The 25,542-nt window shown below is 65.8% G+C and carries 28 protein-coding genes and 1 tRNA gene; 17 read left to right on the plus strand and 12 right to left on the minus strand.

Annotated elements, in window-relative coordinates; all coding sequences use genetic code 11:
- Positions 1–14 precede the first annotated feature (14 nt).
- Both ACTJK0_RS06060 and ACTJK0_RS06065 read left to right on the plus strand, forming a co-directional pair.
- Positions 15–446, plus strand: a complete 432-nt coding sequence (locus ACTJK0_RS06060; RefSeq protein WP_440744743.1) for a phage holin family protein — start codon at positions 15–17, stop codon at positions 444–446.
- Positions 443–1,105: a DUF3618 domain-containing protein gene (locus ACTJK0_RS06065; RefSeq protein ID WP_440744619.1), complete on the plus strand. Its 663-nt coding sequence runs from the start codon at positions 443–445 to the stop codon at positions 1,103–1,105. The genes ACTJK0_RS06060 and ACTJK0_RS06065 overlap by 4 nt, the downstream gene beginning before the upstream one ends.
- 62 nt (positions 1,106–1,167) lie before the next feature.
- Here the strand turns inward: ACTJK0_RS06065 and ACTJK0_RS06070 are convergent, their stop codons facing one another.
- The gene (locus tag ACTJK0_RS06070) at positions 1,168–2,004 is read right to left on the minus strand and encodes a LysR family substrate-binding domain-containing protein (protein WP_440744620.1); all 837 of its coding nucleotides are present in this window, start codon (positions 2,002–2,004) and stop codon (positions 1,168–1,170) included.
- On the opposite strand from ACTJK0_RS06070, the gene ACTJK0_RS06075 reads away from it, so the two are divergent.
- The gene (locus tag ACTJK0_RS06075; RefSeq protein WP_110545306.1) at positions 1,967–2,371 is read left to right on the plus strand and encodes a DUF5997 family protein; all 405 of its coding nucleotides are present in this window, start codon (positions 1,967–1,969) and stop codon (positions 2,369–2,371) included. The two genes, ACTJK0_RS06070 and ACTJK0_RS06075, sit on opposite strands and share 38 nt — an antisense overlap.
- Positions 2,372–2,374: 3 nt before the next feature.
- Here ACTJK0_RS06075 and ACTJK0_RS06080 read toward each other — a convergent pair whose 3' ends face one another.
- Positions 2,375–2,755, minus strand: coding sequence for a VOC family protein (locus ACTJK0_RS06080; protein ID WP_440744621.1), 381 nt, complete (start codon positions 2,753–2,755; stop codon positions 2,375–2,377).
- 13 nt (positions 2,756–2,768) lie between these two features.
- Positions 2,769–3,326 carry an NADPH-dependent FMN reductase gene (locus ACTJK0_RS06085; RefSeq protein ID WP_440744622.1) on the minus strand — a complete coding sequence of 186 codons (558 nt, stop codon included), beginning with the start codon at positions 3,324–3,326 and terminating at the stop codon, positions 2,769–2,771.
- Between the two features lie 191 nt (positions 3,327–3,517).
- Here ACTJK0_RS06085 and ACTJK0_RS06090 point away from each other — a divergent pair, with 191 nt between their 5' ends.
- Positions 3,518–4,123 carry a hypothetical protein gene (locus ACTJK0_RS06090; protein ID WP_440744623.1) on the plus strand — a complete coding sequence of 202 codons (606 nt, stop codon included), beginning with the start codon at positions 3,518–3,520 and terminating at the stop codon, positions 4,121–4,123.
- A gap of 60 nt (positions 4,124–4,183) precedes the next feature.
- Positions 4,184–4,792: a DUF6919 domain-containing protein gene (locus ACTJK0_RS06095; protein WP_110545299.1), complete on the plus strand. Its 609-nt coding sequence runs from the start codon at positions 4,184–4,186 to the stop codon at positions 4,790–4,792.
- A gap of 30 nt (positions 4,793–4,822) precedes the next feature.
- On the opposite strand, the gene ACTJK0_RS06100 is transcribed toward ACTJK0_RS06095, so the two are convergent.
- Together ACTJK0_RS06100 and ACTJK0_RS06105 are read right to left on the minus strand one after the other, a co-directional pair.
- On the minus strand, positions 4,823–5,305 hold the full coding sequence (locus ACTJK0_RS06100; RefSeq protein WP_110545298.1) for a pyridoxamine 5'-phosphate oxidase family protein: 483 nt from the start codon (positions 5,303–5,305) through the stop codon (positions 4,823–4,825).
- Positions 5,306–5,371: 66 nt separating this feature from the next.
- Entirely contained in the window at positions 5,372–6,817 is a 1,446-nt protein-coding gene (locus ACTJK0_RS06105; RefSeq protein ID WP_440744624.1) for a flavin monoamine oxidase family protein, read from the minus strand.
- A 52-nt stretch (positions 6,818–6,869) separates the two neighbouring features.
- Here ACTJK0_RS06105 and ACTJK0_RS06110 point away from each other — a divergent pair, with 52 nt between their 5' ends.
- Positions 6,870–7,616 (plus strand): TetR/AcrR family transcriptional regulator, encoded by a 747-nt coding sequence (locus ACTJK0_RS06110; protein ID WP_440744625.1) that lies wholly within the window; start codon positions 6,870–6,872, stop codon positions 7,614–7,616.
- A 53-nt stretch (positions 7,617–7,669) separates the two neighbouring features.
- Here the strand turns inward: ACTJK0_RS06110 and ACTJK0_RS06115 are convergent, their stop codons facing one another.
- Positions 7,670–8,470 carry an aminoglycoside phosphotransferase family protein gene (locus ACTJK0_RS06115; protein ID WP_440744626.1) on the minus strand — a complete coding sequence of 267 codons (801 nt, stop codon included), beginning with the start codon at positions 8,468–8,470 and terminating at the stop codon, positions 7,670–7,672.
- Between the two features lie 260 nt (positions 8,471–8,730).
- On the opposite strand from ACTJK0_RS06115, the gene ACTJK0_RS06120 reads away from it, so the two are divergent.
- Complete coding sequence (locus tag ACTJK0_RS06120) at positions 8,731–9,864, plus strand: L-talarate/galactarate dehydratase (protein ID WP_440744627.1); 1,134 nt, start codon at positions 8,731–8,733, stop codon at positions 9,862–9,864.
- An 18-nt stretch (positions 9,865–9,882) separates the two neighbouring features.
- Entirely contained in the window at positions 9,883–10,587 is a 705-nt protein-coding gene (locus ACTJK0_RS06125; protein ID WP_440744628.1) for a FadR/GntR family transcriptional regulator, read from the plus strand.
- A 132-nt stretch (positions 10,588–10,719) separates the two neighbouring features.
- Here the strand turns inward: ACTJK0_RS06125 and ACTJK0_RS06130 are convergent.
- Positions 10,720–10,802, minus strand: a tRNA-Leu gene (locus ACTJK0_RS06130).
- 395 nt (positions 10,803–11,197) lie between these two features.
- Between ACTJK0_RS06130 and ACTJK0_RS06135 the strand changes: the two genes are divergently transcribed.
- The 7 genes from ACTJK0_RS06135 to pknB are packed head-to-tail and all read left to right on the plus strand — an operon-like array spanning position 11,198 to position 20,729.
- Entirely contained in the window at positions 11,198–11,935 is a 738-nt protein-coding gene (locus tag ACTJK0_RS06135; protein WP_110545289.1) for a DUF3662 and FHA domain-containing protein, read from the plus strand.
- The gene (locus ACTJK0_RS06140) at positions 11,932–12,414 is read left to right on the plus strand and encodes an FHA domain-containing protein FhaB/FipA (protein ID WP_043448659.1); all 483 of its coding nucleotides are present in this window, start codon (positions 11,932–11,934) and stop codon (positions 12,412–12,414) included. The genes ACTJK0_RS06135 and ACTJK0_RS06140 overlap by 4 nt, the downstream gene beginning before the upstream one ends.
- Before the next feature lie 2 nt (positions 12,415–12,416).
- Positions 12,417–14,156, plus strand: coding sequence for a PP2C family protein-serine/threonine phosphatase (locus tag ACTJK0_RS06145; RefSeq protein WP_440744629.1), 1,740 nt, complete (start codon positions 12,417–12,419; stop codon positions 14,154–14,156).
- A complete protein-coding gene (locus ACTJK0_RS06150; protein ID WP_110545287.1) occupies positions 14,153–15,541 on the plus strand; it encodes an FtsW/RodA/SpoVE family cell cycle protein in 1,389 nt (462 codons plus the stop codon). The genes ACTJK0_RS06145 and ACTJK0_RS06150 overlap by 4 nt, the downstream gene beginning before the upstream one ends.
- Entirely contained in the window at positions 15,538–16,998 is a 1,461-nt protein-coding gene (locus tag ACTJK0_RS06155; RefSeq protein WP_440744630.1) for a peptidoglycan D,D-transpeptidase FtsI family protein, read from the plus strand. The genes ACTJK0_RS06150 and ACTJK0_RS06155 overlap by 4 nt, the downstream gene beginning before the upstream one ends.
- Positions 16,995–18,731 carry a serine/threonine-protein kinase gene (locus ACTJK0_RS06160; RefSeq protein ID WP_440744631.1) on the plus strand — a complete coding sequence of 579 codons (1,737 nt, stop codon included), beginning with the start codon at positions 16,995–16,997 and terminating at the stop codon, positions 18,729–18,731. The genes ACTJK0_RS06155 and ACTJK0_RS06160 overlap by 4 nt, the downstream gene beginning before the upstream one ends.
- Before the next feature lie 15 nt (positions 18,732–18,746).
- On the plus strand, positions 18,747–20,729 hold the full coding sequence (gene pknB / locus ACTJK0_RS06165; RefSeq protein ID WP_440744632.1) for a Stk1 family PASTA domain-containing Ser/Thr kinase: 1,983 nt from the start codon (positions 18,747–18,749) through the stop codon (positions 20,727–20,729).
- 48 nt (positions 20,730–20,777) lie between these two features.
- On the opposite strand, the gene ACTJK0_RS06170 is transcribed toward pknB, so the two are convergent.
- The 3 genes from ACTJK0_RS06170 to ACTJK0_RS06180 are packed head-to-tail and all read right to left on the minus strand — an operon-like array spanning position 20,778 to position 22,383.
- Positions 20,778–21,419: an aminodeoxychorismate/anthranilate synthase component II gene (locus ACTJK0_RS06170; RefSeq protein ID WP_440744633.1), complete on the minus strand. Its 642-nt coding sequence runs from the start codon at positions 21,417–21,419 to the stop codon at positions 20,778–20,780.
- Positions 21,416–21,586: a hypothetical protein gene (locus tag ACTJK0_RS06175; RefSeq protein WP_181422509.1), complete on the minus strand. Its 171-nt coding sequence runs from the start codon at positions 21,584–21,586 to the stop codon at positions 21,416–21,418. Before ACTJK0_RS06175 ends, ACTJK0_RS06170 begins: the two co-directional genes overlap by 4 nt.
- A 2-nt stretch (positions 21,587–21,588) precedes the next feature.
- On the minus strand, positions 21,589–22,383 hold the full coding sequence (locus ACTJK0_RS06180) for a class E sortase (protein WP_440744634.1): 795 nt from the start codon (positions 22,381–22,383) through the stop codon (positions 21,589–21,591).
- A gap of 173 nt (positions 22,384–22,556) precedes the next feature.
- On the opposite strand from ACTJK0_RS06180, the gene ACTJK0_RS06185 reads away from it, so the two are divergent.
- A complete protein-coding gene (locus ACTJK0_RS06185) occupies positions 22,557–22,808 on the plus strand; it encodes a cell division protein CrgA (protein WP_110545281.1) in 252 nt (83 codons plus the stop codon).
- Between the two features lie 32 nt (positions 22,809–22,840).
- Positions 22,841–23,446, plus strand: coding sequence for a DNA-3-methyladenine glycosylase I (locus ACTJK0_RS06190; protein ID WP_440744744.1), 606 nt, complete (start codon positions 22,841–22,843; stop codon positions 23,444–23,446).
- A 211-nt stretch (positions 23,447–23,657) separates the two neighbouring features.
- Here ACTJK0_RS06190 and ACTJK0_RS06195 read toward each other — a convergent pair whose 3' ends face one another.
- Positions 23,658–24,125: a carboxymuconolactone decarboxylase family protein gene (locus ACTJK0_RS06195; protein WP_110545234.1), complete on the minus strand. Its 468-nt coding sequence runs from the start codon at positions 24,123–24,125 to the stop codon at positions 23,658–23,660.
- Positions 24,126–24,660: 535 nt separating this feature from the next.
- Positions 24,661–25,539 (minus strand): rhomboid family intramembrane serine protease, encoded by an 879-nt coding sequence (locus ACTJK0_RS06200; RefSeq protein ID WP_440744635.1) that lies wholly within the window; start codon positions 25,537–25,539, stop codon positions 24,661–24,663.
- Positions 25,540–25,542: the final 3 nt, after the last annotated feature.

Consider the following 25,542-nt stretch of genomic DNA (forward strand, 5'->3'; position numbering starts at 1 on the left):
ACGGGTGGTCTGTGATGAGTAGCCAGATTCCGGAGCCGCCGCCCAGCGCGGCGCACGTGAAAGCGGACAACGCGTCCCTGGGTGAACTGCTCGGGGACGTCACCCGGGACCTGTCCACCCTGATGCGCCAGGAAGTGGAACTGGCCAAAGCCGAAGCCAAACAATCCGCCACCCGCGCCGGGAAAGGCGCCGGCATGCTCGCCGGCGCCGGCGTCGGCGGACACTTCGTCCTGCTCTTCCTCTCCCTGGCCCTGATGTGGGCCCTGGGCGCCATCATGCCCCTGGGCTGGTCCGCCCTGATCGTCGCCGTCATCTGGGCCATCATCGCCGCGGTCCTGGCCTCGATCGGCCGCAAGGAACTCAAACAAATCAAGGGCATGCCCCAAACCGGCGAAACCCTCTCAGAAATACCCCCAACCCTCAAACCAGGCGAGGTAAACCGATGAGCGAAAACCCCGACGTCATCCGCGCAGACATAGAAGCCACCCGGGCACGCCTGGGCACCAACGTCGACGCCGTGGCCGACAAAGTCACCCCGTCCAACATCGTCCACCGCCAAACCGACAAGGTCCGGGACGCCGTGACCGGGGTCAAGGAGAAAATCATGGGAGCAGCAGACCACGCCACCACCCGGACCCAGGACACCCTGCACACCGGAACCGGCCACACCACCAACACCATGCACTCCACCGGAGACACCCTGCACGACGCCAAAGACAACGTCGCCGCCAAACTCTCCGACGCCGGCACCGCCGTCTCCAACGCCCCGGACCAGGTCAAAGCCAAAACCGCAGGCAACCCCCTGGCCGCCGGACTAATCGCCTTCGGCGCCGGCATGCTGATCTCATCCCTGATCCCGGCAAGCCAAAAAGAACGCGAAGCCGCGGACCAACTCAAAACCGCAGCCCAACCCTTGGCCGCCCAGGTCACCGACGCCGCCAAAACCGTCGCCCAGGACCTCAAGGAACCAGCCCAGGAAGCCATGGAAAACGTCAAGGCCACCGCCACAGACGCCGCCCAAAACGTCAAAACCGAAGGCCAATACGCAGCCGCCGACGTCAAAGACCACGCCACCGACGCCAAAGACCACATCCAAAACACCTAGGCTTGCAGTTTTAACCACGCAGGCCGGCACCGCCAACCGCGGAGCCGGCCTGCGTGCTGTTCCTAGCGCTTGCCCTTTTTCCGTGATCCCTTGCCCCGGCCCTTGTCCGGATTCGGGGCGTAGCGCTGCGCTACCTTCGGTGCCTTCTTGGCGCCGGTGCCCCGGCGGTCGGGTTTGGGTTCCTTCTTCACCTTCACCGGCTGGGCGGAGGGCTGCCGTGAGCTCTGGGCGGTGCGTCCGCGCACGATGCCGATGAATTCCTCCAGCACCTCATCCGTGGAGTCGGCAGGCCATGCCAGGGCGATTTCGGTTCCGTCGGTGCCGCTTAGCCGGCGGGCCACGGTGTCCTTGACGTTGAGGTGGCGTGCCACCGGCATGGGGAGGATCACCAGGCCGGCCCCCGCAGCAACCACTTGGAGCGCGGCCTCCGGTCCGCCCAGCGCGGCCACGTCGAGGAACGATTCCTGCGCCAGGTCGGCCAGAGCCACTTCCTCGAAGACCGAAATTTCGTGGCCCTTCGGCGCCACCACCACCGGCTGTTCCTCGTACAGCGGTATGACGCTGAGCCCTTCCCGCTCGACAGGCAGGCGGACGAAGGCCATCGCCGCCGCGCCGTCACGCAGGGCGCCAAGCTGCGCGTCATCATCCACCATGAATGCCTCAAGGGGAATATCCGGCATCCGTTCCTCCCAGCGGCGGATCCACTTCCCGGGAGTGACTCCAGCGACGTACGCGATGCGCAGGACCCGGGGCGCTGCTGGATCGGCAGTGGACTGGTCCTCAATGGACCGGGCATCGGGAGCGGGGGTATTGTCGGTGGGCACGTCTTCACAGTACCCGGCGCCCGGATACCCTTGAAGCATGACCTCTGCAAACTCCCAGTCCATGAAGCCGGCCACCGTTGCCAAGAAACTCGGCATCTACCTCCCGGCCACGCCGCAGGAGTTCCAGGATTCAACCATCACCCGCGAGCAGTTCGCCGAGCTCCAGGCCAACCCGCCGGAATGGCTCGCCGAGCTGCGCCGCAACGGCCCGCACCCCCGCCCGGTCGTGGCGCAGAAGCTCAACGTCTCGATCAGCGGCCTGACCCGGGGCGGAGTGGAGGAAGCCCTCACGACGGCGGAGATCACCGCGCTGCTGCAGGCTCCGCCGCAGTGGCTGGTCACCGAGCGCGCCACGCACGCCGCGGTGCGCGCCGAAGCCCAGCGGGTCAAGGATGAGGCAGCGAAGAAGCAGGCCAAGAAGGACCGCGCGCAGGCGAAGTAGCCCTCAGTCCTGGTGGATCTGGATGTAGTTGCCGCAGCCGTCGTCGAACACAGCGCTGGTCCCGAATGGATCCGTGGTGGGGGGAATCTTGAAACTGACCCCCGCTGCCACCAGCCGGTCGTATTCGGCCTGCACGTCGGGAACCCCGAAAACGATCGCGGGAAGCCCTGCCTCGCGCACCGCGTTCATGTAGCTGGCACCGATCGGGTTGTCGCTCGGCTCGAGCAGAAGGCCAACGGAACTGTCATCAGAACCGGGGTCTTTGATGATGTAGAGGTTGTGCTCGGGCATGGCCATCAGCGTGTCGAAGCCAAGCGTCCCGGTGTAGAAGACGTGCGCCGCTGCGGGGTCCTGGACATGGATACTGCACATTTTCAGTCGCATGACCTCACGCTACTCACTTCCTGAGGGTTTGCAGCGCAGCTGACCATGAAATGAGCTGCCCGAACAGCGGTTGCAGTGCCTGCTCGGCGCCATCGGAGGGCGTGAAGGTGGTGTAGTCGCGGAAGTCGGTGGCGAACGGGAGCGCCACCTGGGCCCGCACGTCCGCCATTTGGAGCTCACCGGCGATCAGCCGCAGGTTTTCCACCGCCCGGACACCACCGGCGCTGCCGTAGCTGACGAAGGCCACTGCCTTGTTGTTCCATTCAGCGTAGATGTAATCCAGTGCGTTCTTCAGGGCGCCGGGAACGGAATGGTTGTATTCGGCGGTAACAAAGATGAACCCGTCAAAGCCCTTGACCGCCGCGGCCCACCTTTTCGTGTGGTCCTGCTGGTAGTTTCCCAGCGACGGGGGCTTCGGCTCATCCAGCAGCGGCAGGTCAAAATCGGCCACGTCCAATATCTCAAACTCGGCGCCGCCATGTTCCCTCGCGCGTTTCAGAACCCACTCGGCAACCTGCATGCTGCGCCGTCCCGGCCGGGTACTGCCGGCCACCACTGCAATCCTGGTCATTGCCTTCCTCCTTGCCCTGTGGGTGGGGCCCGTTAATACGGAAATGCAGCGCCGACATCCTTTTATTCCACCCGCCAAGGCAGTTCGGGGCGGTCCAGGCGGCATTGACGGGCCAGCGCGAAGGCGATGCAATGGAAGGACCAGTCCGGGCTTTCCGGCCGGGGCTGCAGCCCTGGAGGTGTGCGATGGCAATGGCGGAATCCCTGTTCCACGGCGCGTGGGTGGTGCTTCTGTTCGGTCCGCTGCTGGTGGCAAGCGTGGCCGGCACGGTGTTCCTTGTCCGACGCCGGGTACTGGCTCCCAAAGGCGGCTCACAGGAGGCTCCGGACCAGGTGTTCTGGGACCTCTTCCTGGGTGCCTGCGTGGCCATCCCGGCCTTATTGATCCCTGCGCTGGTATCGCCGTGGGCCGGATTGATCCTGGCCGGGGCCGGGGCTGCTGCTGGAATTGCCGCCTACCGCGCAACCCCCAGGCTCCTGGCCCGGCGTGCCGCACGGCGCGAAGAGCGCGAGCAGCACTTCGCCCACCAGGCAGCCCGCGCACGGCATGACGAACTCCTGCTCCGGTGGCGGAGCTATGAGCTGGACCCGGCGTGCAGCATCGACTTCCCGGACCTGACCGATGTCCGACGGCCGGAAACGTCAGCACTGATCAAAGCCCTGCGGGCCGCGGAGCAGCAGCGGGAGGCGGCGCACCAGGGCTACCCGGACGCCGTCGGAAGCCTGGCCGCGTCCCTGGCGGCCGCCGAACGGGCGGCCGGGATCCCGTCCGCACTGCCTTCGGAGCAGGGTGCCTGACGTTAACTGCTGTGTCGCTGGCGTTGGATGGGCCCTGCCGACGGGCGGTAGCATCCCAGGATGAAGCCTGAGGAAGTACCTGTCCATGACCAGTACGGCCGCCTGCTGGAGGACCGCGGAGTCTGGCGGCAGGCCACCACCCTGGAAGCCGCCGGGGAGCTGACGGCACGCTGGCTTGAAGGCGGCAGTTCGTATCAGCCGGGGCACTTTGCCGCCGCCTACGACGACGAAACGCGGCCTATCGCCAAGGGGCTGGCAGAGCTGAACCGGAAGGGACTCTTCACGAAGGAATCGCAGCCGGGGATCCTTGCCGAAGGGGCAGCGCAGCGGCAGTACGTCACGGGTTTCTGCGGTGCGGCCACGGCGCAGGCACTGCTGGGGCTCTCCACCCGCACCGAACTGGTTGCCGTGGTTCACGCCCCTGGGGAGTCGAGCAGCGCCGCCATTCCGGTGACCCTGGCCGGGACGGAAATCACCACGGTGCTGGGTTCCAGCGAGAACCCGGTGGACGAGGAACAGATCCGTGACTGGGCGGAGGAAACCAATGACGCCCTTGCGCTCCTGCTCGCTGACTCCTGGTATATCGAGGTGTTCGATCCCGTGTGGGGACGCAACGATGTCCTCCTGCCGGCGGTTCTGCAGGCACTGGAAGGGGCGGAGCAGCCTTAGCCGCCCCGCCCCGCCCTTTAAAGTCGTGGACTACAGCTCCACGGTGCCGCTTTCGCCAACGCTCATCCGGCTGTTGGTGACCTTTGACTTCACCCACTGCAACACTGTGGCTGCGGTGCCGCCGGGGCTGGTCCAGTACTCGGCGGTGTCCGAGTCGATGTGCAGCAGGCACACCTCGGGGGTGTCCGGGCCGTCCGGGAACCATGCCTCCACGGCCTGGTTCCACAGCTCGTGGATCTTGGCCCGGTCGGTGACCACCTGGGCAGTTCCGGCAACGGAAACCCACTCCGTGTTCTTGCCAAAGGCGACGTTGACCCGCGGATCAGCCCGGACGTGCGCAACCTGTGACGTGCCGAGCCCGGTGAAGAACCACATATCGCCGTCGTCCTTTACGTCCTGGACGGCCAGCGGCCGGCTGACGAGGGCGCCTTCTTCATTGATGGTGGTGACCATTCCGATCCTGGAATCGTTGATGATCTCCGTAACCTTGCTGATGCTCTGCGCGTCAGTCATGCCTCACCTCGTTCGTCTGAAGTCGGGGACGCTCCCCGCGGCCAGCCTAATAGTAAGCATGCTTATTTACCAGCCGGCGGCCACCGGGACCTTCGCTACCTCAGCGATGCGTGCGGCGGTGATGCGGCCCATCCGGATGGCACCATCCACGTGCTGGTAGCCCTCCGCCGCGAGGTCGGACGAGGACCAGTAAATCGGGCCCACCGGTGCGTGCTGGTCCTTGCCGTAGCGGTGGAGCCCGCCCAGGTCATAGCTGGCAGCGTATGCGCCGCGGGTCCATTCCTCCGAGCCCCAGTCGGACTCGTAGTAGACCTCAGGCGTGAGCGCCTCGTCACCGAGGTAGGCGGCAATGGATTCCAGGATGGCTTTTTTGCGGTCGTCGGCGGACAGCTCGAAGACGGCGTCGGCCTTTTCATCTGAGACGAACCCCACCAGGGTGCCGCGGGCGTCGCCATGGTTGGTGTTGTCGTACACCTCCTGGACCAGGGCGTCCGCGCCGAAGCCGGTGCCGGACAGCCCCTTGTCCCGCCAGAAGGGCCGGTCGTAGACAGCGTGGACCTTGATGACCAGGCCCAGCGACTGGTGCTGGTGCATCTGGTGCTGCCGGCGCGGCAACGGCGGGTTGAACGAGACGCGGGAGTAGAGGTTGGGCGGCACCGCCATGATCACGAAGCGCGCGTTGACGGTGGCCCGGTCCGACACAACGGCGACGCGGTGGCCGCCGTCGCCGTCCGCCTCCCAGTTGATGGTGCGCACCGGGCTGTTGAGGACGACGTCCCCGCCCAACTCCTGCGTCTGCAGCAGCGAAACCTGCTGCATGCCGCCCACCACGCGCCGGTCCAGGATGAAGTCTTCATCCGTCAGGTGGGTGAACGAGCCGGCGGACGCCGCCATCAGGACGGCCTGGAGGGCGGAGAAAGAGTGCGCGGGCTTGGTGAGCATGCCTCCTGCGATGAACAGGCCGATATTCTTGCATGCTTCCTCATTGGTGGAGTTCTGCCGCAGCCAATGGTGGAAGGAAATGGTGTCCAGTTCGCGGGCCTTTGGGTGGGCCCAGGGTTCGGTCGGGCCAATCTCTGCGGCAAGCCCGTCCAGCAGGGCCACCAGGCGGTCCATTTCGACGGCAGCGTGCGCGTCCACGGGGAAGGTGTCGCCGGTGTAGCGCATGCGCCTACCGTCCACGCCGATGTAGATGGACTCGCCATCGCGGTAGCGGGGGTAGGTCTCCAGGTTCAGTTCCTCCAGCAGCTCCAGGAGGGCCGTCTGGTCCGGCGAAACCCACTGGCCGCCGATTTCGAGCATGGCTCCGTCCACCGTGTCCGTCCAGGTGCGGCCGCCCACGCGGTCGCGCGCCTCGAGCACAGCGACGGTAAGGCCGGCCTTCTTCAGTTCACGGGCGGCGGTCAGTCCGGACGGGCCGGCTCCAACGACAACGACGTCGCGGTTCAGGTTCTGCATGATGTCCTCTCTGCGTCCCTTGGTGACGGGGACCACTAAATGAATGCCATTCATTTACTAGAACTATAGCTGCTGGCTTCGGGGAGCGGAAGTACCGGATGGAATAATGCTGGAGACCATCAACGAAAGGGCAGCAATGCCGGCAGTATCAGCCGCACAGGGACGCACCACCAGCAACGGCGGCGCGCAGAAGAGGCGGGCGGGCCGGCCGTCGGCAGCAGTGCTGGACAAGTCCGGGATCACGGCAGCGGCGCTGGACCTGATTAACCGCAAGGGATACGACGGGCTCACCATGGCCGCCCTGGCCAAGCTGCTCGAGGTGGCACCGTCCGCCCTGTACAACCACGTGGCCTCGAAGCAGGACGTGCTGCTCCTGGTGGAGGACCACCTGATGTCCCTTGTGGACGTCTCCGGATTCGGTTCCGGACCCTGGGAGGACGCAGTCCGCGGCTGGGCATGGAGCTACCGTGACGTCTTTGCCGCCCACACCCCGCTGATTCCCGTGATCGCCGTCCTGCCGGTCACGGATGCGCCGCAGACCCTCGCCATGTACGAAACGGTCAGTAAGGGATTTGCCGGCGCCGGCTTCCCACAGGAGCGCATTGTTCCCGCCATCGTGGCGCTGGAGTCCTTTATCTTTGGCTCCGCGTACGACGTCACGGCACCGGAGGACATCTTCGACTCCGGGTCTATGGCGGACTCAACTCCCTTCTTCACCGCAGCTGTCAGGAGCTCGGCCGCTTCCGGGAACGGCGGCCAGGAGGCCGGCGTGGAGCACGGCCGCCCGGCCGACACTGCCTTCAGCCTGGGACTGGAGGCACTCGTCTCCGGACTGGGGGCACTGCGGCGTTAGGTTCTCCGGGCAACAGCTCGGATTGTGGCCCCGCCTGGGGGCGCGCTCCGCCCTCAGGCGATGCGCGAATGTTCGTCGACCAGGTCAGCGATGATTCGCAGGTTCGCGCTGCCGTGCAGGCCTCCGCCGTCAGACCCGGCGAGACCGAGCAGCGCCTTCCAGAGCGCCCAGCCGCGGGCCCTGGCCCACATCCGGTCATCCTGGCCAACTGCCCGCCGGAAAGCTTCCCTGCTCCCGCCCGCAAACATCGTCCAGGCGATGACAAGGTCACACGCCGGGTCGCCAATGCCGGATGTGCCAAAGTCGATGACCGCCACAAGGTGGCCGCCGGCGGCCAGCAGGTTCCCCGCCGCAACGTCGCCGTGGAACCATACCGGCTCCCCGGTCCAGTCCGACCCGATCGCCGCGTCCCAGACGGATCCCGCCGCCACCGGATCGACCCGTCCTTCAAGCGCGCGCAGGCAGTGCTGCGTCTCGTCGTCGTAATGGGCCGGCGCGGCGCCGCGGAACCAACTGTGCTCCCCAGCCGCCGGCCCGCCCGCCGTATCGCAGGCCTGCAGCGCGAGGAGGAATTCGGCCACCTCAATCGCGAACGCCCGCAGGTCAGCGATCGGTGCCCGGTCCGCGGCACCACCCTCGATCCAGCGGCGGACGGACCACGCGAACGGATACCCCTCGCCGGGACTCCCGACTCCAAGAATCGTAGGAATAGCTACTGGCAGGTGCGGGGCGAGCTGCGGCAGCCATTTACACTCCTTCGCTACCGCTGGAACGTAGCCGGACGCTGTGGGCAATCGCACCGCCATGGTCTCCCCCAGGCGGTAGGTCCGGTTGTCCCACCCGTCAAACTCCACTGGCCGAACGGGAAGGCCCGCCCACTGTGGAAACTGGGCAGCGATCAGCCTTTTTACCAATCCGGCGTCTATCCCTGCGCGTCCGTCCTGCACTCTTGCAGCCACCCCACCATAGTCGCCCATCCGCGGCCTGCTTGGAATCGCCGCCTGCCACGGAGATCAAGGCCCGGCAGCGGACAAAGCTAACTTGTAATACAAGTTGGCTACTTATATCCTAAGGGGGTGGGCGAAGGAGCCCAGCCCCGCCTCTAGGAGAATTCATGAGCACCGTTGATCTGATCCGGCACGTCAAGCTGTCCACCGCCCGCCTTCCCCTCGCCGTCCCCATCAGCGATGCCAAGGTCTTTACCGGCCGGCAGAAGCCCATGACGGAGGTGGTCTTCCTCTTCGCGGAGATCACCACCGAACTCGGCCACTCCGGCATCGGCTTCAGCTACTCCAAGCGGGCCGGCGGACCCGCGCAGTACGCCCACGCCAAAGAGGTGGCGGAAGGCCTGATCGGCGAGGACCCCAACGACATCGCCAGGATCTACACCAAGCTGCTGTGGGCCGGCGCTTCCGTGGGCCGCTCCGGCGTCGCTACCCAGGCCCTCGCCGCCGTCGACATCGCCTTGTATGACCTCAAGGCCAAGCGCGCCGGACTGCCGCTGGCAAAGTTCCTGGGCTCCTACCGCGACTCCGTGCGGACCTACAACACCTCCGGCGGCTTCCTGAATGCTTCCCTGGACGAGGTAAAGGCCCGCGCCACCCAGTCCCTTGAGGAGGGCATCGGCGGCATCAAGATCAAAGTGGGCCTGCCGGACAGCAAAGAGGACCTGCGCCGCGTGGCGGGGATCCGCGACCACATTGGCCCGGACGTTCCACTGATGGTGGACGCCAACCAGCAATGGGACCGCGCCACGGCCCTGCGCATGGGCCGCCGGTTGGAGGAGTTCGACCTCGTCTGGATCGAAGAGCCCCTCGACGCCTACGACTTCGAAGGCCACGCGCACCTGGCCCAGGTCCTGGACACCCCCATCGCCACCGGCGAGATGCTCGCCTCGGTGGCCGAGCACAAGGGGCTGATCGCCGTCAACGGCTGCGACATCATCCAGCCGGACGCCCCGCGCGTGGGCGGCATCACCCAGTTCCTGCGCCTCGCCGCACTGGCGGACGAGCGCGGACTGGGCCTGGCCCCGCATTTCGCCATGGAAATCCACCTGCACCTCGCGGCCGCCTACCCCCGGGAGCCCTGGGTGGAGCATTTCGACTGGCTGGACCCGCTGTTCAACGAACGCCTCGAAACCAAGGACGGCCGCATGATTGTCCCGGACCGTCCCGGCCTTGGCGTCACGCTGAGCGACCAGGCGCGCGCGTGGACCACCGAGAGCGTGGAGTTCGGCGCCCGACCCTGACGCCGTAACCTTGGAACCATGAGCCGGAACCTCACCGCGGACCTCGCCGCCGACCTTCGCAACCGCATTGTCGACGGCGTGATCCAGCCGGGCGAGAAACTGCCCAGCGAGAATACGCTCATCACCGATTTCGGCGTCAGCAGGACTGTGGTCCGTGCCGCGCTTACCCGGCTGCAGGCCGAGGGGCTGGTGGAAACCGAACGCGGACGCGGCAGCTTCGCCCTCACTCCCCCTGCTGATGGTCCCCCGCCAGTGCCGGGAGGACGTCCGGTGGCCACTACCGAGGACAGGCTGCACCTGCTGGCCTTCCGGATGGGGGTTGAGACTGAAGCCGCGGCGCTGGCCGCGCGGAACCATACGGAGCGGCAGTTGCGCGCGGTCACGGCGGCGCTCGATGACTTCAGCGAAAGTGCGGACCATCCCGCCCACGCCATGAAGTCGGACTTCGAGTTCCACCGGGCCGTGGCCGCGGCGTCAGGCAATCCCTTCTACTCCGACTGTCTGGCCTCGCTGGGGCAGACCATGATCGCCATGCCCCGCACCCGCCTGATGACCGGCGTTGAGCACTACGCCCGGGACCATTTCGACCAGGTGGTGCTGGAGCACCGGGCCATCCGGGACGCGATCGCGGACGGTGACGGGGCCACGGCAGCCGCGGCCATGCGCACCCACCTGGCCAATTCACGACGCCGGTTCAAGGCTTCGGCACGCCCGTCGAGTTAGCCGGGGGCCACGCCCGGGTCCTAAGCCTGTTCGCTGATCCGGACCTTGTAGGAAAGGTTTTGCGGGCAAGCTCCGGATACGCCGGAAACGCAAAAGAGCCCCGGTCCTAAGACCGGGGCTCTTTCCATTGCGTGCGCGAGGGGGGATTTGAACCCCCACGCCCTTTCGGACACTGGCACCTGAAGCCAGCGCGTCTGCCGTTCCGCCACTCGCGCGCAACTTCCTCCACTCGACCGGTTCGGTTTCCCGTTCCGCGCCTCGTAAAAGCAGCGAGATCAAGCATAACGGACACATGCCGCAAATTACCAATTGGCTGCCGGGCGGTCCCCCGCAGCGCGTCCAATGCCGTTCATGACCGGGGTCAATACGCGCCCGGGAGGCCCGTTCGGAGTCGCGGAAAACCCGTGCCGGGCATGGTCCGTCGGCCCCCGCGCGCGAACTTTCGACGGCGCCCGGCCGTTGTGGATTAAGGTCATTGGCGGGGGTGGCAAGTAGTATCGGATGTAGGAGTGGCCGCTGACAGCTGTCAGCCCGCACAGCGGTGAACTGTCCTGCAGGTGCTGGTCAGCAACAACTACTGCCCCGGAACCGGGGGGAAAGGAGAAGAACCATGGGTCTGCTTGACAAGGTTGAACGTGGCATTGAAAAGGCCGTCCGCGGTGTCTTCTCCACCGGTTCCAAGGCCCAGGTCGAGCCCGTGGAAATCGCCAGCCGGCTCCGCCGCGAAGTGGACCACAAGGCGCTTACCGTCGCAGCCGGCCGCACGCTGGTCCCTAACGTCTTCGACGTCCAGCTCAGCGACGGCGACTTCGCCCGGGCCCAGGAATGGGGCACTCCGCTGGCGGAGGAACTTTGCGACGTGGTCATTAACCACGTCCGCAGCCAGGGCTACACCCTCCAGGGGCCGGTCCGGATTTCCTTCCGCCGGGATTCCGCACTGCGTGCCGGTGACTTCGAGATTGCCTCGTCCACGGAAAAGTCCCAGGCGGGAGCTCCCCAGCCCAGGCCCAACGTCCCGGCAGCGCCCAGCCGGCAGCCGGTCAGGTTGCAGCCTGTCCTGGACATCGACGGGCAGCGCTACTCGCTGAACGCCCCGTCCATCGTCCTGGGCCGGTCATCGGAAGCAGACATCCACATCGATGACACGGGCGTGTCCCGGCGGCACCTGGAAATCAGGACGGCCAACGGGGTCACCAGCGCAGTGGATCTGGGTTCCACCAACGGCAGCTACGTCAACGGCCAGAAGGTTTCCGGAAGCACCGAACTTACTGACGGCTCCACCATCACGATGGGACGGACAAAGATTATCTTCCGCCTGCTTCCTGCCAACCCGGGTGGCCACGCATGAGCGACCTCACCATCACCGCGCTGCGGTTTGGCTTCCTGCTGCTCCTCTGGGTCCTTATCTTCAGCATCGTCTCCGCCATGCGCCGCGATCTCATGGTGGGCCGCAAGGCTGCTGCCGGCGCCCCAACGGCCCGGCAGGTGCGGCGCAATCCCGAGCTGGCCGAGGCCCCGCCACAACCCGTAAAGCAGCAGGCGCGGCAGCTGGTGGTGGTCGAAGGACCGCTCAAGGGCAGGACCCTGCCGCTGGCCGCCAGCCCCATCCTGCTGGGCCGCGCCCAGGAAGCCACGCTGGTGTTGGAGGACGATTATGCCTCCGGCCGCCACGCCAGGCTCTTCCCACAGGGCAGCCGCTGGTTCATCGAGGATCTGGGCTCCACCAACGGAACCTACCTGGGCGACCAGCAACTTACCCGTGCCCTGCCCGTCGAGCCAGGGGTACCTGTAAGAATCGGCAAGACGGTCATTGAATTGAGGCCGTAACCGTGGCCGAGGCTGAAACCCCCGCAACCGGCTCCAGTCCGGCGCAGCGGCCCCTCATCATGCGCTTCGCCGCCCGGTCCGACGTCGGCCGGATCCGTTCCAAGAATGATGATTCGGCTTACGCCGGACGCCACCTCGCCGTCGTCGCCGACGGCATGGGCGGCCATGCCGGAGGTGACGTTGCCTCCGCTGCAACCGTCCTGGACATGATCCACCTGGACAGCCCTGACTACGGCGACGAAGCCGGGACCATCCTCGCCGACGAGATCCAGACAGCCAACTCGCTGCTCTCCGAGCTGGTGCACATCAACCCGAAACTGGCAGGCATGGGCACCACCGTTACCGCCCTCCTGCTGGCTGACGGCAAGCTGCATTTCGCGCACATCGGCGACTCACGCGCCTACCGGCTTCGCGACGGCGAATTCAAGCAGGTCAGCGTGGACCACACCTTCGTCCAGCGGCTCATCGATGAAGGCCGGCTCCGGCCCGAAGAAGCGGAAACGCACCCGCACAAGAACGTCCTGATGCGCGTCCTCGGAGACGTGGACGCCAGCCCGGAGCTTGACCTGGATACCCTCGACGCCCGGCCCGGTGACCGTTGGCTGTTGTGCTCCGACGGCCTGAACTACGTCGCAGCGCACGCCGTGGAGCGGACGGTCCGCGAGACCCACAACCTGCACGAATGCGCTGACACCCTGGTCCAACTGACCCTCGAGGCCGGCTCGCCGGACAACGTCACCGTGGTCATGGTGGACATCGTGGAGGAAACGCCCGACGACGTCAGCACGGCCGCCGTCGAAATCGTTCCTCCCGGGACGGGCACCAAGCCCGCTGCCGCGGCTGATGCCCCGCCGGCCGCCACCGCATCCCCTGCTGTTTCCCGTGAAGCCACTGCACCAAGTGAGGGCACCCGGACCGGCGATGCCCCGGGTGATGAAGACGATGATCCGGGCAAGGGCCGGCAGGAACCCGCCGCCGGCGACACCGGCGACGCGGATCCGGCCAAGGATGCCGGCTCCGCGGAAAGCGGCACCACTGACCCGCACCTGGGTGAACACCTTTCCGCCGAAGTACTGCGCGAGGAGCTGGCTTCCCGCCCGCATGAACTGGTGGGCGCTGCTGCGGCAGCCGCGGAATCAGGTTCCATCCCCACCGTGGCCGGACGCACCGTGGCACGGCGCGCAGCGACGCTCCTGACCCACAAGGCAGAACCGGCCGGCGACACCGACGATGCCCTGCCGCCGCTGCGCCCGCGCCGCTGGCTGGCCTGGTCAGTGGCTGCCGCCGCGCTGGTTGTGGTGGCTGTTGGCCTGTGGCTTGGCTACGCCTGGACACAAACCCGCTACTACGTGGGGGAATACGATTCCCGCGTGGCCATCTACAACGGGGTCTCCCAGCGGCTGGGGCCCATCCAGCTGTCCTCCCTTGAAGCGGTCACAGATATCCGGATGGACTCGCTGCCGCAGTTCTCGCAGCAGCGGGTGCGCCAAACGGTTCCTGCCAATGACCTTTACGACGCGCAGCGGATCGTCAAAAACCTGGAGCTCACGGGAACCACCTCCCCGGAAGAGGAGTGCCCCAAGCCTTCGGCCTCCCCCACTACGCCCGCCCCGTCTCCCAGCCAGCCGCCCGCCAGTGCCGCGCCACCGCCGCCGGCCCCGGACGCCGCCGCCCCTGCGCCCCAGCCGTCCGCGGCATCCCCCACACCCACCCCCACGATCACCTGCGAGGCGGCCAAATGAGCCAGGCAAGCAACACGCCCAAGCCGCGCCGCAACGTTGAACTGGTGTTGCTGGTGCTGGCCCTTGCCGTCGGCATCGGGGCCAACATGCTGGTGGGTGTCGACCAGGAAAAGGCATTCGACTCGGACTTCTGGTTCCAGTCCAGCCTCCTCGCCGTCGCGGCCCTGGTGTTCCATGGGGTCCTCCGCTTCCGCGCGAAATATGCGGATCCGGTAATACTTCCCATTGTGGTAGCTCTTAACGGCCTGGGCCTGGCCATGATCCACCGCCTCGACGCCCCCGGCGAAGACACCGGAAACAACCAGCTCCGGTGGACGCTGATCGCCATGGCGGTGGCCATGGCCGTTGTGTTCTTCCTGAAGGACCACCGCATCCTGCGCCGCTTCACGTTCATCTCCCTTGCGGCCAGCGCGCTGCTGCTGATCCTGCCGCTCGTCCCGGGCATCAGCGCAGGCGAGATCCTCGGCGCACGCGTGTGGATCCGGCTGGGCCCCATGACCTTCCAGCCGGGTGAGGTCGCCAAAATAACGCTGGCAATATTCTTTGCCGGGTACCTCTCCTCCAACCGGGACCTCATCCTGCTCGCGGGGCGGAAAATCGGCCCCCTGCAGTTCCCACGGTTCAAGGACATGGGCCCGATGATCACCGCATGGCTGGTGAGCATCGGCGTGCTGATCTTCCAGCGGGACCTCGGCTCGTCCGTCCTGTTCTTTGGCCTGTTCATCGTCATGATCTACGTGGCCACCAGCAGGATCAGCTGGGTGGTGATCGGTCTGGCCCTGCTTCTTGGCGGCGGGTTCGTGGCTGCCCAGGTGTTCTCCCACGTCCAGCAGCGGGTCTACGGCTGGCTCAACGCCTTCTCCCCGGACGTCTACGAGAACGGCAGCCGCCAGGTCATCGAAGGACTGTTCGGCATGGCCAACGGCGGACTTGTAGGCACCGGTCTCGGGCAGGGCAGGCCTGATCTTGTCCCCTTTGCCAACAGTGACATGATCATCGCCTCCCTGGGCGAGGAACTGGGCCTGATCGGACTGTTCGCCGTTGTCCTGTTTTACCTGTTGCTGTTCACCCGCGGATTCCGCGCCGCCCTCGGCACCCGTGACGCCTTCGGAAAGATGCTGGCCTGCGGTCTCTCCTTCGCCATTGCCCTGCAGTGCTTCGTGGTGATCGGCGGCGTCACCCGGCTTATTCCGCTGACGGGCCTGACCACACCGTTCCTTGCCGCCGGCGGATCATCCCTTCTGGCCAACTGGATCATCGTGGGTTTGCTCCTGTTGATCTCCCATGCAGCCCGCGGCCCGGTGGACACCACACCGCTGCCACCGGCCGGGGCAGCAGCGGCAAACGGCATTGACACTCCAACCGAGGCGGTGAAGCAGGCATGAACCAGGCAATCAGGCACTCCTGGGTGGCGGCGGTGGCCATGTTTGCGCTGCTGTTCGGCGCCATCAGCTTCGTCCAGGTTGTGGGCGCGGATGATCTGAAGACCAACCCCCTGAACCAGCGCGCCATCCTGCAGAACTACTGCAACGACCGCGGCGCGATCATTGTCGGCGGAACCCCGGTGGCGGAGTCGGCGGAAACCAACTCGGAGACCTGCAAGTTCCAGCGCACCTACCCCCAGCCCGAGCTCTATGCCGGGATCACCGGGTACTTTTCCAAGAACTACGGTGCCACCGGCCTGGAACAGGCAATGGGCGCGGAACTGGCCGGCAACTCCGACCAACTCTTCCTTGACCGGGTGGGCCAGCTCTTCCTTGGCAACCAGCCCAAGGGAGCGTCGGTGGAACTGACCATCGACCCCCAGATCCAGCAGCTTGCCTACAGCCTGATCCCGGACGGCCAGCGCGGATCGATCGTGGTCACCAACCCCAAGACCGGCGCCATTTTGGCCATGGCATCCAAGCCGTCCTACAACCCGAACCTCGCTGCCACGCAGGACGCCGCCGCCGAAAGCGCCAACATGAACGAACTGGTGAAGGTCCCGGGCATCAACCTGAACCAGAACGTCAGCGGCCCCACCGGCGAGCTCCTCGCCCCGGGGTCGGTCTTCAAGCTCGTGGACACGGCCGCTGCCCTGGCTTCGGGGAAGTACAACAAGGACAGCGTCCTGCCCAACCCCGCAGAGATGCCTTTTGACGGCATCCAGTACAAACTTCCCAACTACGCCGGCGGAAACTGCTACACCAAGGACACGGCCGGGTTCGCCTTCGCCCTGCAGCAGTCCTGCAACACCCCGTTCGCCAGCATCGCCTTGGACCTTGGCCGGGACGCCATCGCCGCCCAGTACAAGAAGTTCGGGTTCGGTGAGGACGTCGGGGACCAGCTGAAGCTTGGCCACGCAACAGGGAACGGGTTCCCTGACAAGCTGGACGCGCCCGGCCTGGCCCAGTCCGCCATCGGCCAAAAGGATGTCCGCGTGACACCGCTTCAGGTGAACATGATGACGAATGCCATCGCCAACGGTGGCGTCCAGATGGCGCCCAGCCTCGTCAAGACGCTGCGGGCCCCGGATCTGCGGGTCATTGATGAACCACAGCCGGCCCAGCTCAGGACATCCACCACCCCGGAGATCGCCAAGCAGATCACCGAGTGGATGACCAGCGTGGTCACTGACGGTATTGCCAAGGGAGCGGCGGTTCCCGGCGTGCAGGTCGCGGGCAAAACCGGCACCGCCGAACTCGGCAATGGAACCAACAACTCATGGTTCACCGGGTTCGCGCCCGCTGACAACCCCAAGGTCAGCGTCACGATCGTGGTGGAAGGCGTAGATATCTACGCGGGAGCAAAGCTGACCAGTCCTAATGCGAAGAAGATTTTTGAGGCGGTGTTGAATAAGTGAGGCCTACAACGGGAATCACCCTCGGCGGCAGATTCCAGCTGACCACGCGGATCGCGATTGGTGGCATGGGGGAAGTCTGGAAAGCCAAAGACCTCGTCCTGGGCCGCATCGTCGCCATCAAGGTGCTGAAGGAGGAGTACACCGGGGACCCCGGGTTCCTCCAGCGCTTCCGTGCGGAGGCCCGCCACACCGCCCTGCTGAACCACGTGGGCATCGCCAACGTCTTCGACTACGGCGAAGAGGAAGGTTCCGCCTACCTGGTCATGGAACTGGTCCCGGGCCAGCCGCTGAGCAGCATCATCGAGCATGAGCAGGTGCTGTCGCCGGACCGTACACTCTCGATCATCGCGCAGACCGCCCGCGCGCTTGCTGTCGCGCACGCCCAGGGCCTGGTCCACCGTGACGTCAAGCCAGGCAACCTCCTCATCACTCCCGATGGCAGGGTCAAGGTGACGGACTTCGGCATCGCCCGCCTGGCCGACCAGGTTCCACTCACCCAGACCGGCCAGGTCATGGGAACGGCCCAGTACCTTTCACCGGAACAGGCCACCGGGCAGACCGCCACCGGCTCCTCGGATATCTACTCACTGGGCGTGATCGGGTACGAGTGCCTCAGCGGGCACCGGCCCTTCTCCGGCGAGTCCCAGATCGCCATTGCCCTGGCACAGGTCAATGACGCCCCGCCGCCCCTTCCGGACATGCTGCCCTCTCCGGTGCGGGCGCTCCTGATGTCCATGCTCGCCAAGGACCCCAAAGAACGGCCTGCCAACGCCATCAAGCTTGCCGAAGCCGCGGAGGCCATCCGCAACGGCGATATCAGCGCCGCGCGTGCCGCCGTGCCCGGGATGCTCCTGTTCGACGCCGCCACCGGCCCCATCACTGCCCCGGTTGACACAGCCACCGCACCAACCGGTGTCATCGGCGCGCAGCACGATTCCGCCCCGACTGCCACCTCTGCCTTGCCGGTGCTGGGAGCCGGAGCCGTGGGTGCGGCGGCAGGCATGGCTGCCGGTGGCGCGGGCGCGGCTGATGCAAATGTCCCGCAGGGGCCCCTTGCCCGCGCGAATGCCCTTGCGGCCGAGCGGAACTGGGACCAGCAGGAGGAGGAAACTTACGACGACGCACCCTCCGACGAGCCCCGGCGGAAGGGCCGCAGCCCCTGGACCTGGCCCCTGGTGGCGCTGATCCTGTTGCTTCTGTTCGCGCTGGCAGGTTTCCTGCTGAACCAGATGGGCCTCTTCTCGCCGTCCGGCAATCCCACGTCCGGAACCACTACGAGCAGCGTGCCCTCCGCGTCGCCCTCGCCCACCCGGACCACACCGTCCGCAACTCCGACGCAGACCCAGAATACGCCCGCGCCTACACAGGAAACCGCACCGCAAACGGTGAATATTATCCCCGAGGCGTATCTGGGCAAGCCCTACCGAACTGCCCAGTCAGAGCTCTCTGCCCTCAACCTCGACGTCAGCGTCCAGCCACAGGTTGATCCCACGGCCACGCCTGGCACCGTCATTGGGTTGTCCCGGACCGGACGTGTCGAAGTTGGAACCCCTGTGGTGATTACCTATGCGGTGGCGCCGCAGACTTCTGCTCCACCTGCCCCCACCACCACCACGGCCCCCAAGCCGACGCCCACCACATCGTCTCCGGTGGCCGGCCCTACGCCAATTTCACCCCTGCCAACCTGTGCTGCCGGGCAGACGCCCGGAACGCCCCCAACCTGCACCCCATAACCGCCGGGACCACTAGTGAATGAGTCACCACGCACACCGCTGCACCGGGAGAACAGCCTCCCGGTGGACAACCGGCGCGTCCTGAGCGGCCGGTACGAGCTGGGGAGCCTCATCGGGCGCGGCGGCATGGCGGATGTGTACAGGGGAACGGACACGCGCCTGGGCAGGACGGTCGCCATCAAACTGCTCCGGCCGGACATGGCCAGGGACCCGCAGTTCCAGGCCAGGTTCAAGCGTGAAGCGCAGGCGGTGGCCGCCCTTAACCATCCCTCCATCGTGGCCATCTTCGATACGGGGGAACACCTGGTCCACGACGGCTCCGCGGAGGACGTGCGGGTGCCCTACATCGTGATGGAATACGTCGAGGGCAAGACGCTGCGCGACCTCATCCGCGCCAAGGACATCACCATCGACCACGCCATCGACTATTGCCTGGGCGTTCTGGGGGCCCTCGAGTACAGCCACAAGGCCGGAATCGTGCACCGGGACATCAAACCCGCCAACGTCATGTACTGCCAGGGCAGCAATTCCGTGAAGGTGATGGACTTCGGGATTGCCCGCGCCATCGCCGACTCCTCCGCCACCATGACCCAGACCCAGGCAGTGGTGGGAACAGCACAGTACCTGTCCCCCGAACAGGCCCGCGGCGAAACCGTCGATGCCCGCAGCGACCTCTACTCCGCCGCCTGCCTGCTCTACGAAATGCTGACGGCGCGGCCGCCCTTCGTCGGGGACAGCCCGGTGTCAGTGGCCTACCAGCACGTCAGGGAAATCCCGGAGCCCGCCAGCAGCCTTAATCCGCAGGTGTCGCCGGCGCTGGACAGCGTACTGGCCAAGGCCCTGCAAAAGAACCGGGATGACAGGTTCCAGGATGCCGCAGCGTTCCGCCGTGCCCTCAGGGCGGCGAAGGCCGGTGTCCCCGTACCCGCGGTGGCGGCCTCGGAGGCGCCCACCGATCCGAACGACCACGTCCCCCCGGTAGCACCGCCCACCGAGGCGTTCGCCGCAACCGGCGCGGGCTTCCTGGATGACGCACCCACCGGGCGCCTGGCGTCCACCAGTCTCTTCCATGACGACGGCGGCCCGGCCGTTCCGCTGGAACCTGCGGATGAACACGTCAAGGGTGGCTATGGGACAGACGCGTACGGGACGGCCGGCCCGCTCCCGCTCGGCTTCCCCCCGGAACGTGAGCGGACAAGCGGCCAGAAGTCCCGGCGTCGTGCATGGATCGCCACCCTGGTGATCTTTACCCTGCTGGTGCTGGCGGGCGGCGGCCTGTGGCTGTACCAGACTGTGAACCGTCCCGCACCGGCCCCGCCCAAGGTGCAGATCCCGGCGGTTGCCTCCATGACGGAGACGGTGGCGCTGCAGGAACTGTACAACGCCGGGCTTCGGCCCAGGATCGCCCGCTCGGCGAATGACACGGTGCCCAAGGGAACGGCCATCGGGACCGATCCGGCCGCAGGTGGTTCATTGGATCCCGGTGCCGAGGTGATCCTCAAGGTCTCCGACGGCCCCAGTTCCGTGAAGATCCCGGACAGCCTGCCCGGCAAGACCGAGGCCGCAGCCAGGGATATCCTGCGCCAGGCCGGTCTGGTCGGCGCGCCCTCGACCACCACCGCCAACAGCGCCACCGTCCCGGCGGGGATCGTCATCACCTCCACTCCGGCGCCGGGGCAAAGCGTTGCGGTTGGTACCAGCGTGGAACTCATTGTTTCCACCGGCAAGGTGGCTGTCCCGGAACTGCGCGGGCTGACGCGGGAGGAGGCCGAAGCTGCGCTGAAGGAGCTTAGCCTGGTCCCGGCGGTCACAGAAGTGGAAAACGCCCAGGTGGAGCCCGGCAGGGTGACAGATCAAAGCGACCCGGTCAACGCCGCGGTGGAGCAGGGCAAGACGGTGGCCATTGTTGTGGCCAAGGCTCCGCCGCCCCCGCCGTCCCCCACAGCAACGCCGACGCCGACACCCACCCCGACGCCGAAGCCCACCAAGAAGGAATGATGGCGCTGGGCCGCCGGGCCCTTGGGCTCCGCCCGACTGCCTCAGAAACTAGTGCTGGATCAGGGGGCTCAGTTTCGCCGCCCTTGCGGCGGCGCCCTTCATGCCCAACGACTCAAGCCAGTTGCCCAGCATCTGGTACCCGCCCTCGGTGAGGACGGATTCCGGGTGGAACTGTACGCCGCACAGCGGGGCAGTGCGGTGCTGCAGTCCCATGACCACGCCGGAAGCAGTCTGCGCCGTGACCTCAAGTTCCTCGGGAATGGACTCCCGGACAGCCGCCAGCGAGTGGTATCGGGTGGCCGTGATGGGGGAGGGGAGGCCGGTGAAGACGCTGGTGCCGATGTGCTCCACCTGGGAGGTCTTGCCGTGCATCAGCTCGGGGGCGTGCGTGACCTTGCCTCCGAATGCCTCCGCCAGCGCTTGGTGCCCCAGGCACACCCCGAACATGGGAACGCTGTTTTCACCGCACCACTTAATCAGTTCGATGCAGACGCCGGCTTCAGCAGGATTTCCGGGGCCGGGAGAAATCAGGACACCGTCGCGGGTGCTGGCAAGTTCTACCGCCTCGGCCAGCGTGACGTCGTCATTGCGGACGACGGTGGTTTCCGCGCCGAGTTCCTGGAGGTAGCCCACCAGGGTGTAGACGAAGCTGTCGTAGTTATCCACTACGAGGATCTTGGTTGTGGTCATGGCTGGTCTGTTGAACCAATCGTCGAGTCGGTGAATTGGGTGAAGTGGGACATCCAGGGGAACAGGAACTGGACCATCAATACCAGGGCAATGAAGATCAGTGCCAACGAGATGATGATCCTGAGCCAGAGCGGTCCAGGAAGGTGGCGGAAGATCCAGGCGTACACGGTCAGCTCCTTCCGGTCGCTGCTGCAACCTGCGCCGCGATCTCGGCCGGCGGGCCTGCTGAGGCAGGACGCCAGCTGTCCAGCAGGGCGTAGGCGATGATGCGTTCTTCCGCCCCAAAGCGGGGGTTGCAGCTGGTCATGGTCAGGTAGCTTTCGGTGGGCGTGGCGCCCGGCTGTGTCGGGACCGGTTCCAGGACATCGGTGCGGGAAGGCATCACGATCTGGTTGTTCCGGAACACGTAGACATAGAAGCCGTCCTTGGTCTGGACGTAGATCTTGTCGCCCGGCACCAGCGTATGGATGTTGTCCAGCACGGCGCCGTGCGTCTGGCGGTGGCCGGCGACGGCAAAGTTGCCCACGGCCCCCGGCATCGCCGTGTTGGTGTAGTGCCCCAGGCCCAGGGTGTCCAGAACGTCCTGGCTGGTGCCCTGGACGATCGGCCGGGTGTAGGTGGGCCCGAACCGGGGGATGTACATGATCCCGATTGTTCCGGCATGGCCGGGGGCGGTTCCGACGACGGGCTTGCCGAAATCCTCGCCGGCGGCAGGGGGCGCTGCGGGAGCTGTCGCAGCGGGTGCAGGAGCGGCCTTGCCGAGGTCCTGGGCGAATTCCTTGATGACCTGGCTCTGCTTGGCGTCGGATTCCACATTGGTCCACCAGAGTTGCCAGGCCACAAACAGCAGCAGGATCACGCCGGCGGTAATGAGGAGCTCGCCCAGCACCTGGATAGTGCCGCGCAGCAGGGCACGACGGGGGGCAGGCGCAGTGGCGGGCCCCGCCTTCTCCTGCAATACCACGCGTCCCCCTCCGGGCGTTCGCCCTGGGCACCGGGTGCCCATCAACTGCGGCTAGAATTGGCTGCTAGTAAGAATCCAGATTTGACCAAGATCGCGCAGACCGCTGGAAATTTCCTTCTTGCAGGATACCAAGCCCGGGACGCCGAGCTTGCCCAGTCCGCCAAGGAGAGCCAGTGCCCGAGTCAAAGCCTCGCAAGAAGACTGCCAGCACCGACAAGCCGGCTGCGGCGCAGACCTATAAGCCCAATCCCGTCTGGTTCAAGCCGGTCATGTTTGGCCTCATGATTATTGGGCTCCTCTGGATCATCACTTTTTATATCAGCGAAGGACGGTTCCCGGTTCAGGCCTGGCAGTCCTGGAACATCGTGGCCGGATTCGGGATCGCCATTATCGGGTTCCTGATGACCACACGCTGGCGCTCCTAGCACCGCGGAAACGCTGTTCTGAGGAGAACCCACTGACTCCCGAAACCGCCGGAGTGATCATCGGCGAGGACGGCCTGGCCCGGCCCGCCTGGGCTGCCGCGGATCCGCTTATGCGGAGCTATTACGACCACGAATGGGGCCTGCCGGTTACTGACGAGCAGGGACTGTACGAGCGGATCTGCCTGGAAGGTTTCCAGGCGGGTCTTTCCTGGGCCACTATCCTGCGGAAACGGCCGGCATTCCGGGCGGCCTTCGCCGGTTTCGATCCCGACGCCGTTGCGCGGTTCACCGATGATGACGTGGAGCGCCTGATGCTCGATCCCGGCATCATCCGCAACCGCCTGAAAATAGTTGCCACCATACGGAACGCCAGGGCCACGCTGGAACTACGGAACGACGGCGGCCTGGTGGACTTCGTCTGGGGCTTCCGTCCGGCCAGTACGCCGCGGCCACAGGTGGTCACGGAGATCCCGACGCAGTCGGCGGAGTCCATCGCTCTGTCCAAGGCGCTGCGCAAACGCGGTTTCACCTTCGTGGGTCCCACCACCATGTTCGCCCTGATGGAGGCGGTGGGCATCGTGGATACCCACCTGGTGGGAAGCCATCGCCGCGGATCCTCGGGAATTTGGCGGGACTAAGCGCCGGCCCGCCGGTTATCCCCAACTGTTGGGAAGGTTATCCACAGTGTGGATAAGGATTCGGGGATAACAGCGGCCAGCACACTGCATTGCCGGGTCAAGGCCAATTCGCTTTAAACCGGCCGTACAGATGCGGTTATTAACAGTGTGGAATACCTGTGGATAACAGAGGCCGCAGCCGTGGATACCTGCCTTGGCTGGGGAAGAGGAGCTACGGGCGGTCCCGCCTGACCGGGTGGTGGCTGGTAATGGACACCCTGTTGAAGGCATTCATCGTCACGGCGAGCCAGCTCACCGCGGAGAACTCTTCTGCCGTCAGGCACTCCCGTGCCAGCGCTTCTGCATGGTCCCGGGCCTGCTGCTCCGGGAGTTCGGTGATGCTTTCCACCAGTGCCAGGGCCGCCCTCTCCTTCTCGGTGAACAAGGCTGTTTCCCGCCATGCGGGGAGGACCGCCAGCCGCTGCGGACTTTCCCCGGCCTCGCTGGCCCGGCGCACGTGGAGGTCCAGGCAGTAGGCGCAGCCGTTGATTTGGGAGATGCGGACGTTCAGCAGTTCCAGCAGGCTGCGCCCGATACCGGCGTTTTCCGCGGCTTCCTGCACTTTAAGGCCAAGACCACTTATGGCCTTCCACAGATCAGGGTGCTGTTTGTCCAGGTAAAGGTGCTCGGTGACGCTCACGGGTGTCCCTGTCGGTAGGAGGCTTGGCAGAAAACCATCATAGGCAGGAGTAAGCCCGGGGCACGGGTCGTTATCCACTTACCAACATCGCAATACCCACAAGTTATCCACAACTGTGGGTAACCCCGTGGAAATCCCCCGGGCTGCGGGCCTTTGGGCTTACTCCTGTGGCGATTTCGCGCGGATGAACTACAGGTGTGTCACTTATTAACAGTGTTTATAAGGCTGTCGATAACCGTGCCAGTACTGGGGAAAGTAGCGCCCTGACGCGGCCTGAGGTCGTACTTTTCCACAATGTGGGCTGGGGCGCGGTGCTTATCCACTTACACACACCAAAATCCCCACAGGTTATCCACAGCTGTGGAGAAAACGAGCGGCAATCCACCTCCAGGTCTGTCAGGGGCCGGAACGGCGGCGATCGGCTGCTGAACTACAGCTGTGTAAGTTACGCACAATGTGGATAACCACTGTGGAAAACAAGGCTGCCCCCGGCACCAGGGGCGCCGGGGGCAGTTTCGGAGCAGGGAGTCAGCCGCTACAAGGTCACCCTCAGCCAGCTCAGGGCGATCAGCAGCACAACCACGCCGGCCAGGCCCAGGCCCTGAACAAGGCCACGGCGGCCTCCGCGCGGTGCGTAGGCCAGGACGGCAGCGCAGAGTCCGCCGGTGATGAGGCCGCCAAGGTGTGCCTGCCACGCGATGTGGGGGATCAGGAAGCCGATGACGCCGTTGATGGCGATCAGGATCCACAGTTGCCGGGTATCACCGCCGCGCTGCCGTTGAACCAGCAGCATGGCACCGAAGAGGCCGAAGATTGCGCCCGATGCTCCTACCAGCCCGACGAGGCCCTGTCCGGGCACGAGCAGCGGGTTGAGCAGCAGGTATCCCACCGACCCGCCGACGGCGGAGATGAGATACACCGCGAGGAACCGGGCGCGGCCCAGCACAGGCTCCAGGGCCTGGCCGAAGATCCACAGCGTGTACATGTTCAGCAGGATGTGCAGCACCGAGTCCGGGGAATGCAGAAAGGCCGAGGTGAGCATGCGCCACGGCTCAAAGGCACCGTACTGGGGTGCAGTGAAGATGTTGTTGTAGGCGAACTGCTTGTAAACCCACTGATCGGGGATCAACATTTGCAGCGCGTAGACAACCACGCAGGCCGCGATGATCCCGTACGTCACCAATGGTCTGCCGGTGGCAACGGCGCCGCCATAGACGGTCCGTACCCCCGGCGTCGTACCTTTTGTTTCGTTGACACAGTCAACGCATTGGAATCCGACGGCGGCCGCCCGCTGGCAGTCCGGGCACGCCGGGCGTCCGCAGCGCTGGCAGCGCACGTAGGACGGCCGGTCCGGATGCCGTGGGCAGACCGGGACCTGGGCGGACGGCTCGGCCGACGGAATTCCGTAGCTCATGGA

It is taken from the genome of Paenarthrobacter sp. 22069 (genome assembly GCF_052046035.1).
Classification (GTDB): Bacteria; Actinomycetota; Actinomycetes; order Actinomycetales; family Micrococcaceae; genus Arthrobacter.

Bases quoted from the DNA above. Each gene is read 5' to 3' on its own strand.
- ACTJK0_RS06060 (WP_440744743.1), top strand. From the start codon at position 15: ATGAGTAGCCAGATTCCGGAGCCGCCGCCCAGCGCGGCGCACGTGAAA.
- ACTJK0_RS06065 (WP_440744619.1), top strand. From the start codon at position 443: ATGAGCGAAAACCCCGACGTCATCCGCGCAGACATAGAAGCCACCCGG.
- ACTJK0_RS06075 (WP_110545306.1), top strand. From the start codon at position 1,967: ATGACCTCTGCAAACTCCCAGTCCATGAAGCCGGCCACCGTTGCCAAG.
- ACTJK0_RS06080 (WP_440744621.1), bottom strand. From the start codon at position 2,755: ATGCGACTGAAAATGTGCAGTATCCATGTCCAGGACCCCGCAGCGGCG.
- ACTJK0_RS06085 (WP_440744622.1), bottom strand. From the start codon at position 3,326: ATGACCAGGATTGCAGTGGTGGCCGGCAGTACCCGGCCGGGACGGCGC.
- ACTJK0_RS06090 (WP_440744623.1), top strand. From the start codon at position 3,518: ATGGCGGAATCCCTGTTCCACGGCGCGTGGGTGGTGCTTCTGTTCGGT.
- ACTJK0_RS06095 (WP_110545299.1), top strand. From the start codon at position 4,184: ATGAAGCCTGAGGAAGTACCTGTCCATGACCAGTACGGCCGCCTGCTG.
- ACTJK0_RS06100 (WP_110545298.1), bottom strand. From the start codon at position 5,305: ATGACTGACGCGCAGAGCATCAGCAAGGTTACGGAGATCATCAACGAT.
- ACTJK0_RS06105 (WP_440744624.1), bottom strand. From the start codon at position 6,817: ATGAATGGCATTCATTTAGTGGTCCCCGTCACCAAGGGACGCAGAGAG.
- ACTJK0_RS06110 (WP_440744625.1), top strand. From the start codon at position 6,870: ATGCTGGAGACCATCAACGAAAGGGCAGCAATGCCGGCAGTATCAGCC.
- ACTJK0_RS06120 (WP_440744627.1), top strand. From the start codon at position 8,731: ATGAGCACCGTTGATCTGATCCGGCACGTCAAGCTGTCCACCGCCCGC.
- ACTJK0_RS06125 (WP_440744628.1), top strand. From the start codon at position 9,883: ATGAGCCGGAACCTCACCGCGGACCTCGCCGCCGACCTTCGCAACCGC.
- ACTJK0_RS06135 (WP_110545289.1), top strand. From the start codon at position 11,198: ATGGGTCTGCTTGACAAGGTTGAACGTGGCATTGAAAAGGCCGTCCGC.
- ACTJK0_RS06140 (WP_043448659.1), top strand. From the start codon at position 11,932: ATGAGCGACCTCACCATCACCGCGCTGCGGTTTGGCTTCCTGCTGCTC.
- ACTJK0_RS06150 (WP_110545287.1), top strand. From the start codon at position 14,153: ATGAGCCAGGCAAGCAACACGCCCAAGCCGCGCCGCAACGTTGAACTG.
- ACTJK0_RS06155 (WP_440744630.1), top strand. From the start codon at position 15,538: ATGAACCAGGCAATCAGGCACTCCTGGGTGGCGGCGGTGGCCATGTTT.
- ACTJK0_RS06170 (WP_440744633.1), bottom strand. From the start codon at position 21,419: ATGACCACAACCAAGATCCTCGTAGTGGATAACTACGACAGCTTCGTC.
- ACTJK0_RS06200 (WP_440744635.1), bottom strand. From the start codon at position 25,539: ATGAGCTACGGAATTCCGTCGGCCGAGCCGTCCGCCCAGGTCCCGGTC.